Origin of the sequence: Paenibacillus xylanilyticus (genome assembly GCF_009664365.1) — a bacterium.
Classification (GTDB): domain Bacteria; phylum Bacillota; class Bacilli; order Paenibacillales; family Paenibacillaceae; genus Paenibacillus; species Paenibacillus xylanilyticus_A.
Genome location: NZ_CP044310.1, coordinates 5,147,501 through 5,159,982, shown reverse-complemented (window position 1 = coordinate 5,159,982; position 12,482 = coordinate 5,147,501). Strand labels below are relative to the sequence as shown.

Below are 12,482 nucleotides of genomic sequence, written 5' to 3'. Positions count from 1 at the left end.
CAGAATGGATGTGGATGAATTGAATTGTCTTCTAGAGGTCAAGCCATGAAACAAATGATCGTACATAATGAACACAACCTCATGCAAATGGCGCTTCTGGAAGAAGGCAAAGCTGTGGAATTTACAGCAGAACGTACACGCGAACGCGGACTGCTTGGTTCGTTTTTCAAAGGACGGGTCGTCAACGTGCTGCCGGGTATGCAGGCTGCTTTTGTGGATATAGGTCAGAAAAAAAATGCCTTTCTATATGTGGATGATGTCCTGCACCCTCATTTGGAGAAACAACCCAAGGTGAAACCTTCAATCTCCGAATTGCTTCGTCCAGGTCAGGATGTCATCGTTCAGGTTCTAAAAGAGCCGGTAGGAAGCAAAGGAGCCCGGGTGACGACACACTACTCACTACCGGGCCGATGGCTTGTCTACATGCCGATAGCGGACTACATAGCCGTCTCGAAGAAGATTGCCCGTGAAGGGGATCGCTCCCGTCTTAAGGCATTGGGAGATCAGCTCAGACGTGGGGAGGAAGGGCTGATCATTCGAACCGTATCCGCAGAAGAGCAGCGTGAGGCCATAGAGGCTGACTTGGAATCGTTGCGTGAGCAGTGGCGTTTGATATGCGAAAAAGCTGACAGTTTGCCTTCACCGAGCCTGTTGCATCGGGATCACAGCATGGTTCAGCGAATTATTCGGGATGTGTATACTCCAGGCAGCGATGAGGTTATTACAGACAGTGAAGGACAAGCCCGGGAGGTGAGGGCTTTACTGGAGGAGATCTGTCCGGGTCATCAGCCGAAGGTACAGGTTTACCGGGGCGCAGAGTCCATCTTTGCTGCGTATGGCGTTCAAGAGCAGCTCAATAAGGATTTTGCACGCAAAGTATGGCTCCCCGGCGGAGGTTACATCGTCATCGATCATACAGAGGCACTTACCGTGGTGGACGTTAATACAGGCAAATTCACCGGAGGCGGCGGGGATAGTCTGGAAGAAACCGTAACGGAAACCAATATGCAGGCAGCCATCGAAATTGCACGTTTAATGCGTTTGCGGGACATTGGTGGCATGATCATTGTGGACTTTATCGATATGGAGGAAGCAACCAATCGGCAGGAAGTTGCTGCAGCGCTGGAGGCTGAACTCAAAAAAGATCGAACCAAGGCTTTTGTCATGGGCTGGACCAAGCTGGGTCTGCTTGAACTTACACGTAAAAAAGTCCGGGAAGAAAGTACACTTCCTTATGTGGAGCCCTGTTCTTCTTGTCACGGGACAGGTAAAAGATATATTTCACCATTGCATTGATTTTTGCTCGCGATGATGATATAATCATCAGGTATGTGTTTAGCCTATTGGTCTTGCACATGCTGTAACCGCACTGGACGGGTACAAGAACAGCTCCGCAAGGAGGCTGTCACCTGAGACCGGGCGAGTCTGAGACATGAGGAGGTGCAAGGCAAATGTACGCAATTATTGAAACAGGCGGCAAACAGTACAAAGTCCAAGAGGGCGATGTTCTGTTCATCGAGAAATTGACTGCGAACGATGGCGAAAGCGTAACGTTCGACCGTGTCCTGGCTGTATCTAACGATCAAGGTTTGACAGCAGGTACACCATTGGTTTCCGGAGCTACTGTAACGGCTAAAGTGGAGAAACATGGCAAAGGTCAAAAGGTTGTTGTATACAAATACAAACCGAAAAAGAACTACCATGTGAAGCAAGGTCACCGTCAACCGTACACTAAAGTAACTATTGAGAAAATCCAAGCGTAAGAGGGTGCGATAAGTGATTATCGTTCAAATCTTTCGTAACGATGACGAGAGCATCGATCGCTTTTCCATCAAAGGGCATGCCAATTATGCCAAGCGGGGAGAAGATATCGTATGTGCCGGGGTATCCGCTGTTACAGTGGGTACAGTGAATTCGATCGAAGCATTGACGGGTGTCGAAATGGATGCCAAAATGAAGAATGGCTTTTTAAGCGCTTCTTTGCCAGTGCTGGAGAGAGACGGAACTTGGTCCCAGGTGCAATTGCTGCTCGAATCTATGGTTCTTATGCTCACTGATATTGCAGAGTCATACGGGAAGTATATTAAGATAGAGCAACTCAAATAAGTAAAGAAGGAGGACAACCAATCATGTTGAAATTAAATCTTCAGTTATTCGCATCGAAAAAAGGTGTAGGTTCCACGAAGAACGGTCGTGACAGTAGAGCACAACGCCTTGGCGTTAAGCGTGCTGACGGTCAAACAGTAACTGGTGGTAGCATTCTTGTTCGCCAACGCGGAACAAAAATTCACCCAGGTACGAACGTGGGTATCGGTAAAGATGACACTTTGTTTGCGAAAGTGGACGGCGTTGTGAAATTCGAACGTTGGGGACGCGATCGCAAAAAAGTAAGCATCTACCCTGTGGACGTTGCTCCAGTAGCAGCTGCAGTAAAAGCATAATATCGGCATTCCGCCTAAGGAGCCTTCGGCAATTTTGCCGGAGGCTCTTTGTATTTAGGATGGTATAGATGTTTTCGATAATGAACTGGCAGAAAAGACATGTTATACTTGGTTACGGTGGGGTTTAAAACCAACCGAGTTTTGTAGAACGGGGAGAAGCCATGAAATCTTGGAAAAGAGTGCCGTGGATTGCGGCATGTTCACTTCTGATTCCTTTGGTTTTCGTTGTGCTGTATCCGGCAGCCATTTCGAGTGCTGTATGCGCATTGTGGTCCGTGGCCGTAATCTTTGTTTCAATGAATGTGATGAAGAGACAGGCGGAAGCGGAACGCAGAACCATCATACAATCTATGGAAAAGACAGCAATTGCATCACTAAATCATCATCGGCATGATTGGATGAACGATCTTCAGGTGTTATATGGATATCTTCGGCTGGGCAAACTTGATAAATCCGTGCAATGTGTGGAAAGAATAAAAGAACGGGTAACCGAGGAAAGTCGGATTTCCAAATTAGGCATTCCCTCACTCGTTTTTTATCTCCAGTCTTTTCGTGCCAGTGGCGCCGCTCTGGAATTGCATGTGGAAGTCGAGGAAGAATTGCAGCTTAGTGCTCTGATCTCTCCCGAGGATGGCGAGTCGCTTACGGGCGCAATTGCAGATGCAATCAGAGCCTATCAATACGGTGGCGGCCGGTCGTCTTGGGGAGAGGTTCGCAAACTGACCTTGAACTTCGGACAAGACCATGGGGATGTGGTTGTTCGGCTGGACGGGGATCAAACACCCGATCCGGAAACATTACGGCAGCTTAATGCCGTACTCAAAGGAAAAAAAGTCAGAACGGAGCAGCTTCCGTCTGAAGACACGTTTATACAATTTAGAATGCCGTGTGGAATATAGGAAGAAGGGGTAGCCATGTTTGTAGATAAAGCGAAGATTTATGTAAAAGCAGGAGACGGAGGGGACGGACTTATTTCGTTCCGTCGTGAGAAGTATGTACCAAACGGCGGACCTGCCGGGGGTGATGGAGGCAGAGGAGCTGACATCATTTTCCGCGTCGATGAAGGTTTGCGTACATTGATGGATTTCCGTTACCAGCGTCACTTCAAGGCCCCTCGTGGCGAGAAGGGACGTAATAAAAGTCAGCATGGTGCGAACGCTGAGAATATGATTGTGCGTATTCCACCGGGGACTGTGATTTTGGATGAAGACAGTGGAGAGGTATTAGCAGACCTGACGCGTCATGGTCAACAGGTTGTCGTTGCGCGTGGTGGCCGAGGCGGCCGGGGGAATATCCGTTTTGCAACACCGAACAATCCAGCACCTGAACTTGCCGAAAATGGTGAAGAGGGCGAAGAGCGCTATATTGTGCTAGAGCTTAAAGTTATGGCGGATGTTGGTTTGGTTGGTTTTCCGAGTGTCGGGAAATCGACCCTGCTGTCCGTTGTATCAGCGGCGAAGCCGAAGATCGGAGCCTATCACTTTACGACCATTACACCTAACCTGGGTGTAGTTGGTGTGGGTGAAGGACGCAGTTTCGTAATGGCTGACTTGCCAGGATTGATTGAAGGTGCTCATGAAGGCATCGGGCTTGGACATGAGTTTTTGCGTCATGTTGAACGTACCCGCATCATTATTCACGTTGTGGATATGTCTGGTTCGGAAGGACGCGATCCGTTTGAGGACTGGGTCAAAATCAACGACGAGCTGAAGCTGTACAATCCGGCACTCGCGGAGAGACCTCAGATTGTGGCAGCCAACAAAATGGATATGCCGGAATCGGAAGAGAATCTGGAGCAATTTATGCAAAAGGTTCGTGAAGTTCAGCCGGATATTGAGATCATGCCAATTTCTTCCCTGACTCGCAAAGGAATTCAGGAACTCCTGTATCGTGCGGCAGATCTGCTTGATCAGATTCCGGACGAAGTCGTGGTGGAGGAAGTAGCGGACATATCGGAACGCAAAGTGTACAGTCTGGATAAGAAAGAGGACGAAGGCTTCCGTATTGTGCGGGAGAATGAAATCTTTGTTGTTGAGAGTGCCAAGATTGATCGCATGATGAAACGGATGCAGCTGAACTCGCATGAGGCCATCCTTAAATTGGCGCGTACACTGCGTCATATGGGTGTGGATGAAGAGCTCCGTAAACGTGGTGCTGAAGAAGGTACGATTGTGCGCATCGGTGATTTTGAATTCGAATTCGTAGAAGGCAGCAGCTACTATTAAGTTTGGCAAGTAAAATTTAATGTATGGCTGTGCACGTATAAATGAACATGCAGACGCAGAGAAGTGGGAAAAGACCCGCTGCTCTGCGTTTTTTTGTTTTTTCCTAACATGAGGTAGAGAGAACCTTGTATACTTTGAGAAACGGTTTTGAAAAAAATAGACATGTAACGTATTGCCCTTTTAGTATAGATCCGATATAATGTCCACTATATGAAAACATGAGTCTTTGAGGAGAGGACGTTCTGTGAATGAACGCTATTACTTAGTACGGGAAGACATTTTGCCAGAAGCAGTGGTGAAGACGATGCAGGTGAAAGAGCTGCTTGCTTCGGGGGATGTCAAAACAGTGCATGAAGCAGTAGAGCAGGTCGGATTAAGCCGAAGTGCTTTTTATAAGTATAAGGATGGAATTCACCTCATCAACCAATTGGAACGGGAAAGAATCGTTACCATATCGATTGATCTGGAGCATCAGTCTGGTATATTGTCTCGCGTGTTGGGACATGTGGCTGGATATGGAGCCAACGTACTCACGATTAATCAGAGTATCCCGCTTCAAGGAAGAGCCAATGTCGTTATCTCGGTAGAAACGTCACATCTTCACGGAGAAATCGGTGAAATGTTGGAACGGATGCAGGATATGCCGGGGGTTCGGCGCACACGGATTGTAGGTCAGGGCTAACTGGATTTTATCTCATAACGTCCGGATATATGAAAAAAACTGCTTCATTGTACATAGAGAGTGTACAGAGGCGGCAGACATAAAAGACATTAGGGGGTAGATCGTTGGTGAAACCGGTAAAAGTAGGATTATTGGGACTCGGAACCGTAGGTACCGGGGTTGTTCGCATCGTGGAAGGAAACCAGGAGGATCTGAGCAGTCAGGTCGGCTCACCGATTGTTATCGAGAAGATTTCTGTAAAAAATACGGTTAAGGATCGCGTCATTGCTGTGGATCGAGCCAAACTGACAGAAGATCCGTGGGAAGTGATTCGCCACCCGGACATCGATGTGATCGTGGAGGTTATGGGTGGTATCGAACAGACGAAAGAGTACATTCTTGAAGCGCTGGAGCGGGGAAAACATATTGTCACGGCAAATAAGGATCTAATGGCTCTCCATGGCTCCGAGATTTTGGCGAAGGCACAGGAGAAGAAATGTGATGTCTTCTATGAAGCCAGCGTAGCTGGTGGGATTCCCATTATCCGCACCCTGATTGAAGGTTTCTCATCTGACCGGATTACCCGTATTATGGGGATTGTGAACGGAACAACGAACTTCATTTTGACCAAAATGAGCCAGGAAGGTGCTTCTTATGAAGAGGTCCTCGCAGAGGCACAGGCTCTGGGTTATGCGGAAGCTGACCCAACATCGGATGTGGAGGGACTGGATGCCGCTCGCAAAATGGCAATATTGGGAACGCTGGGTTTCCGCACCAATGTGGAGCTCCAGGATGTGGCGGTTAGTGGTATTTCATCCGTAACCCGTGAGGACATTACGTATGCCAGAAGACTCGGTTATGAGATGAAACTCCTTGGAATTGCGGATTGCCGTGATGACGAGATCAATATCAGTGTTCAGCCTACCATGGTGAGACAGAGTCACCCGATTGCCTCCGTTAATGGCGTGTTCAATGCAGTGTATGTACACGGGGAAGCAGTAGGCGAAACGATGTTCTATGGTGCGGGTGCAGGTGAACTCCCAACGGCCACTTCCGTCGTTGCAGATCTCGTGGCTGTGATCAAAAATCTGAAGCTTGGCGTAAACGGACTTAAAGCCATCGTTCCTTACAAGCAGAAGCGTCTGCAAAGCGATGAACAGATCATGTCAAAGAACTTCATTTTGCTGCATGTGGACGACAAAGCGGGCGTTTTGGCGCAAATCACGCAGATTTTTGCAGAGTATGAAGTCAGCCTGGCTTCGGTCGTTCAACAGCCGAACGAGCATAACCCGGATGCCGAGATCATCATCGTTACTCATAATGCAAGCAAGGCAAGCATGGATAAAGTGTTGAAACACTTTGAATCTCTTAGTGTTATACGCCGGATCAAGAGTGTATATCGGGTTGAGGGTTAAAATTATTTTTCTAATCATATAACGTTCGAATGGCTAGGTTAAATGGAATGTACAATTTTTAATACTATAATTTCAGGTCTTCATATTCGTATTACTTAATCATAAAGGAGCTTACTACAATGAGATATCAAGGATTGCTGCAAACGTACAAAGAGTACCTTCCGGTTAATGAAAATACACCTATGCTTACGCTTCAGGAAGGAAACACTCCACTGATTCATGCCGAAAATCTGTCCAAGGACCTTGGACTGAATCTATATTTTAAATACGAAGGCTTGAATCCAAGTGGTTCTTTCAAAGACCGCGGTATGGTAATGGCTGTTGCAAAAGCTATGGAAGAGGGCAGCCGTACGATCATGTGTGCCTCCACAGGCAATACTTCTGCAGCTGCTGCAGCATATGCTGCACGCGGTGGTCTGAACTGTATCGTATTGATCCCTAACAATAACATCGCACTGGGCAAGCTGGCTCAGGCCATGATTTACGGAGCCAAAGTGATTGCGATTAACGGTAACTTCGACCGTGCACTTGAAATTGTACGTGAGATTACAGCGAAGCACCCTATCACACTGGTGAACTCTGTGAATCCTTACCGCATCGAAGGTCAAAAAACAGCTGCATTTGAAGTGGTGGATCAACTGGGTCAAGCACCTGACGTACTGGCAATTCCAGTCGGCAATGCAGGGAATATCTCTGCTTACTGGAAAGGCTTCAAAGAATACAAAGAGGCGGGAAAATCGGACTCCTTGCCGCGCATGGTTGGATTTGAAGCAGAAGGCGCGATGGCAATCGTTAAGGGAGAGCCGATTCTTGAGCCGGAGACTGTGGCCACTGCGATTCGCATTGGTAACCCGGCTAGCTGGAAGACCGCTGTGACTGCGGCTGAAGAGTCCGGTGGACAGATCAACTATGTAACGGACGAGGAAATCTTGACAGCATATCGTACAATTGCAGCGCGGGAAGGTATCTTCGCTGAACCGGCATCGGCTGCTTCGGTTGCGGGAGTATATAAATTGAAGCAGGAAGGATACTTTAAAGGCGGAGAGACGGTTGTATGTGTCTTGACGGGTCATGGTTTGAAAGATCCGAACATCGCGATCAAAACGGTAGCAACAGAGCCGCTTGTAGTCGATGATTCGGAAGAAGCGGTTATGGCGGCTATTGCACAGCTGGAGCAGCAATCCGTATGAGTTTGCAGCAACGAGTTACAGTAAAAGTACCTGCAAGTACAGCCAATCTGGGTCCAGGGTTTGATACCCTGGGCATGGCATTGTCTTTGTATGCCTGGATTGAGATGAAGCCGTCCGAACAGACGGTGTTTCATCTGTATGGAGATCATCTGAATGGTTTGCCAACGGATAGATCCAATCTAATTTACGAAGTCGCACAGATGGTATTCAAAGAGGCGGGCGTGTCTGTTCCTGAACTGGAGATTTCCATGTTTTCGGATATTCCTCTTACCCGCGGACTGGGAAGCAGCGCATCTGCCATAGTTGGTGCTCTGGCTGCCGCGAACGCTTTAATTGGTTCTCCGCTATCGGACGATAAGCTCATGGATATGGCTACTTCGCTCGAAAAGCACCCGGATAATGTGGGGGCTTCTCTATATGGCGGTATTATTGCGGCTGCTTGGGATGGAAGTCGTGTGGATCACATCCGTATTGAGCCGCATCAGGATTTGCAGACATTGGTCATTGTGCCAGACTTCGAACTATCGACTTCCAAAGCAAGAAATGTCATTCCACAGCAATTTGACAAGTCTGATGTCGTGCATAATATCAGCAGGTCTTCCCTGTTGATTGCAGCGCTGGCCAGCGGACGACTGGATATGATACAAAGGGCGATGCTGGATCGTATTCACCAACCATACCGGGCATCTTTGGTACCTGGCATGACTGAAATATTGGAACATGCTGTAGAGCATGGTGCTTTGGGAGCTGCACTAAGTGGAGCCGGACCAACGGTTCTGACATTGGTGGATCGGCATGATCCCCGCAAAGCTGAGCTGGAACAGTATTTGATGGAGACCATGGGCAAGGAAGGCATTAATGCAACGCCGCTATGGCTGGATCCGGACCTGGACGGTGTAACCGTGCTGCCTGATCAAGATGAACGTCCTTTTTTGGACAGAATTAAAGGGGAAGTTAAAGCATGAAACGAATTGCCGTATTACCTGAAGGCTCTGTTTCCCATGAAGCTGTAGAATTTCTGTTTAATGGGGAACCACTGGAGCTGCTTCATTCCAAACTGATTTCTGATGTGTTTCGCGCCACGGACAGTGGCAAGTCACAATATAGCGTTATTCCCATTGAAAATACAATTGAAGGCTCCGTTAGTTTGCATATGGACTGGCTGGTTAACGAAGTGGACATTCCAATGCAAGCGGAGTGGGTGTATCCTTCCATACAAAATGTGATTGGACATGGTTCCGAGTTCGCTGACGGGAGCGGTGCATACGACTTCAGCAAAATTACCAAGATCATGTCTCATCCGGTAGCCATTCCGCAGTGCCAGAACTTTATCCGTCTTCATTGCCCGGATGCTGAGCTTGAGGGCGTCAATAGTACGGCAGAAGCGGTCGAGTTGGTAAAAAAGAATCCCGGAAAGGGCTGGGCCGCTATTGGCACCCGCCTTGCTGCACAAAAGCATGGATTAAATATCATGGCTGAACGGGTGACGGATCATGATAACAATTACACCCGTTTTGTACTGATTGGTCATGAGCCAGTGCAGATTCAACGTGAGCCGGATCATGTGAAAACAAGTTTGCTGGTTACACTGCCTGAAGATGCACCTGGTGCTCTGCATCAGGTATTGTCCGCATTTGCCTGGAGAAAGCTGAATTTGACTAGGCTGGAGTCTCGTCCTACGAAGAAAAGGCTGGGCAGTTACTATTTTTATATCGATGTTGAAGAAACCGTAGAATCCGTATTGCTCACAGCAGCCATGGCTGAGATCGAGGCATTGAATTGTCAGGTCCGTGTTCTGGGCAGCTATCCCTGCTATACATATCCTTCATTGAAAACCACCTAATAAACGGGTAGGATTTGCTGAGGATTGGCATTGAGATGGGTAAAACGTTAACGTAAAAGCCTGCCCCATGTTGTACAATGTAATGGAACAATTCAAGATTCGGGAGATAATGATTGGAAATTAAACGGAGGTGCAGTCATCCATGTCAGAACAGTGGATTTATTTGGATGGTCAATATGTAACCAAGGAGAACGCAACCGTTTCCGTGTATGATCACGGCTTTTTGTATGGGGACGGAATTTTCGAAGGTATCCGGATTTATAACGGCAATATTTTCAGATGCAAAGCGCATTTGGACCGTCTGTACGATTCGGCAAGATCGATCAGTTTGAACATTCCTTTATCCTATGATGAAATGCTAGAAGTAATGGCAGAAACAGTGCGCCGCAATGATATGCGTAACGGCTATATCCGTTTAATCGTATCTCGTGGACCTGGTAATCTGGGTCTGGATCCGCTGCGCTGCCCGAAAGCGTCTGTTATTATTATTGTGGAGCAGCTGGCAATTTATCCTGAGGAAGCGTATCTGACAGGGTTAAAGGCCGTATCTGTATCTCAGCGCCGGAATATCCCGGATGCACTGAATCCCAAAATCAAATCATTAAATTATCTGAATAACATACTTGTTAAAATCCAGTCCAACTATGCAGGTGTTGGCGAAGCAATCATGCTGAATTCCCAAGGATATGTTACCGAAGGATCTAGTGACAACATTTTCATTATCAAAAATGGGGTAGTCTACACACCGCCTTGTTACCTCGGAGCGCTGGAAGGAATCACGCGTCAGGCCATCATCGATTTATGTGGTGAACTCGATCTGGAGCTAAAAGAAGTTCCGTTTACCCTGCATGATGTGTACATCGCTGACGAAGTCTTCTTCACGGGAACAGCCGCAGAAGTCATCGCTGCATATGAGGTTGATGGAAGAACAATTGGATCGGGTGTAGCTGGCCCAGTCACATTGAGATTGCTCGAAGCGTTCCGTCAAATTGTAGACAAAGACGGTTATAAGGTTTGGGAAGCGTAACCCTTCTGAACATATTGAAATGCAATATCCTTCTTGTCCAATAAGATCAGCATCCTACATCGGGTGCGGGTTTTGGAGGCAGGGAGGATTTTTTTTGTTTAGATGATGTCATTAGCCCAGTTTCTGCATAGGATGTAGTAACGGTATGGGCGAATGCACTGCCCAAGTAACACGTCTAGGAGGTTAGTTCCCCGTGAAAATACACATGGTGAAAAAAGGCGACACGCTATATTTACTGTCCCAAAAATATAATGTGGGCCTGGACAAAATTATTGCGGCTAATCCGCAAATTACTGATCCCGACAAGCTGGATATCGGTATGAAAGTTAAAATTCCAGCAGAGCCTGTAACACCAAAACCGGAAGGAATACTGCATAGTCACAAAGTCCAGCAAGGTGATTCTTTATGGAAGCTGTCTCAGGCTTGGGGAGTGTCATTGAAGGATATGATCAACGCGAACCCTCAGTTGAAAAACCCGAACGCCCTGCTTGTAGGAGAGACAGTCTATATCCCCTCCCAACCTGTTCAGGGAAATACGGTTACAGGAAGCAGTACAGGTAATGTTGCTGCTCATGAAAAGCTTTCGCCTGAAGGCAAGGAGTATACAGGTGTCAAAGAAGAGCCAGCACCCCCAGCACCACCAGCACCGGAGATACCTAAGGCAGTAGAAGAGACGCCAGCTCCTACTCCAGCACCAGCACCTTTACCAGCAAATCCTGTCATCCCAAATGTGATGCCTGAATTGGAAGTACTGCCGCAGTTACCTGAGCTCCCTGAGGTTAAACCAGAGATGGCACCTGAGAAAAAAGAACAGCTCGCTCCAATTGCTGAAGTACAGCCTTTGCCGGAAGTGCCAACATACACCATGCCTAATCTTTCCCCTGAAATTATGCCGCTACCAGTCATCCCTAATACGAAGTCGCCGTCTGTCGTTTCACCCGCGAGCAAATCTCCTTGTGGATGTGGAAAAAAATTGCATCATGCGCCGGCTGAGCATCCATATGCTCAAATCCCTGTCCCTGTTCAAGAGGTTTATGCTGTTCCTGAATCATCACATATTTCTGGATATAATCACAATTCTGGGTTCCCAGGGCTACCTGAAGCTACTCCTTATTCGGTGAGCCCTTCTTATCAAGGTCAATGGACAGAGCAGAACCACAATAACTATACGCCGAATTTGGCTCCCGAATATCAGCAGGAAAATGCTTATCCAGTCGCACCTGCTGCACAAGTCAACAGCCCATTCCCTCCATTCGTTGCTGATACACATATGAACCAACAGCCGTTTATTTCCCCTTACTCAACACTTCCGTATCCACCTTGTGGATGTGGCGGACATATGCATAACCCCCATTATGGCCACCCTGGTTACAGTTATCAGGATCCTGCGTGGGGAATGTATGGTTCGTATGACCCGTATGGTGTACAGACGCATATGGGGCCAAACATTGTACCAAACCAGCCCGTAGAGTATGCATATCAGAATCCGTATCCTTCACAAAACATGGTGCCCCCATCTCCTCTGGGAGCTTTTGGGGAACTGTACCCAGCTCAAGGCAATGTTGGAACTAAAAAAGGTGGACGTGAAGAAGCGGATTTAAGCCAGTCTAATGTATCCGGAGAAGAAGTAACGGAAGTAGGGGGCAAAACCAAGCAAGCTTCTGCAAAAACAGGCACGAC

The 12,482-nt window shown here is 47.6% G+C and carries 13 protein-coding genes and 1 other annotated feature (1 of these 14 cut by a window edge); all 13 genes read left to right on the top strand.

Going from position 1 to position 12,482, the window contains the following annotated elements; all coding sequences use genetic code 11:
* Window positions 1-45 precede the first annotated feature (45 nt).
* Window positions 46-1,296, top strand: a complete 1,251-nt coding sequence (locus tag F4V51_RS22970; protein WP_153979763.1) for an Rne/Rng family ribonuclease — start codon at window positions 46-48, stop codon at window positions 1,294-1,296.
* 56 nt (window positions 1,297-1,352) lie between these two features.
* Window positions 1,353-1,437 (top strand) — a sequence feature (ribosomal protein L21 leader region).
* Window positions 1,438-1,451: 14 nt separating this feature from the next.
* Window positions 1,452-1,763, top strand: a complete 312-nt coding sequence (gene rplU, locus F4V51_RS22965) for a 50S ribosomal protein L21 (RefSeq protein ID WP_095293319.1) — start codon at window positions 1,452-1,454, stop codon at window positions 1,761-1,763.
* Window positions 1,764-1,776: 13 nt separating this feature from the next.
* Entirely contained in the window at window positions 1,777-2,106 is a 330-nt protein-coding gene (locus F4V51_RS22960) for a ribosomal-processing cysteine protease Prp (protein ID WP_095293320.1), read from the top strand.
* 23 nt (window positions 2,107-2,129) lie between these two features.
* On the top strand, window positions 2,130-2,441 hold the full coding sequence (gene rpmA / locus F4V51_RS22955; protein ID WP_095293321.1) for a 50S ribosomal protein L27: 312 nt from the start codon (window positions 2,130-2,132) through the stop codon (window positions 2,439-2,441).
* A 161-nt stretch (window positions 2,442-2,602) separates the two neighbouring features.
* Entirely contained in the window at window positions 2,603-3,340 is a 738-nt protein-coding gene (locus F4V51_RS22950) for a Spo0B domain-containing protein (protein WP_095293322.1), read from the top strand.
* A gap of 15 nt (window positions 3,341-3,355) precedes the next feature.
* Window positions 3,356-4,666, top strand: coding sequence for a GTPase ObgE (gene obgE, locus F4V51_RS22945; RefSeq protein WP_153979762.1), 1,311 nt, complete (start codon window positions 3,356-3,358; stop codon window positions 4,664-4,666).
* Window positions 4,667-4,910: 244 nt separating this feature from the next.
* Window positions 4,911-5,348 (top strand): ACT domain-containing protein, encoded by a 438-nt coding sequence (locus tag F4V51_RS22940; protein WP_153979761.1) that lies wholly within the window; start codon window positions 4,911-4,913, stop codon window positions 5,346-5,348.
* A gap of 107 nt (window positions 5,349-5,455) precedes the next feature.
* Window positions 5,456-6,742, top strand: coding sequence for a homoserine dehydrogenase (locus F4V51_RS22935; protein WP_095293333.1), 1,287 nt, complete (start codon window positions 5,456-5,458; stop codon window positions 6,740-6,742).
* 119 nt (window positions 6,743-6,861) lie between these two features.
* Window positions 6,862-7,932: a threonine synthase gene (gene thrC, locus F4V51_RS22930; RefSeq protein WP_153979760.1), complete on the top strand. Its 1,071-nt coding sequence runs from the start codon at window positions 6,862-6,864 to the stop codon at window positions 7,930-7,932.
* Window positions 7,929-8,897, top strand: a complete 969-nt coding sequence (gene thrB / locus F4V51_RS22925; RefSeq protein WP_153979759.1) for a homoserine kinase — start codon at window positions 7,929-7,931, stop codon at window positions 8,895-8,897. Before thrC ends, thrB begins: the two co-directional genes overlap by 4 nt.
* Entirely contained in the window at window positions 8,894-9,775 is an 882-nt protein-coding gene (gene pheA, locus F4V51_RS22920) for a prephenate dehydratase (RefSeq protein WP_153979758.1), read from the top strand. The genes thrB and pheA overlap by 4 nt, the downstream gene beginning before the upstream one ends.
* Window positions 9,776-9,917: 142 nt before the next feature.
* Window positions 9,918-10,802, top strand: a complete 885-nt coding sequence (ilvE, locus tag F4V51_RS22915; protein ID WP_153979757.1) for a branched-chain-amino-acid transaminase — start codon at window positions 9,918-9,920, stop codon at window positions 10,800-10,802.
* Window positions 10,803-10,995: 193 nt separating this feature from the next.
* Window positions 10,996-12,482, top strand: partial view of a LysM peptidoglycan-binding domain-containing protein gene (locus F4V51_RS22910; protein ID WP_153979756.1) — the 5' portion only. Its footprint extends 136 nt past the window's final position; only the first 1,487 of its 1,623 coding nucleotides appear in the window; the start codon lies at window positions 10,996-10,998; its stop codon lies off the right edge, out of view.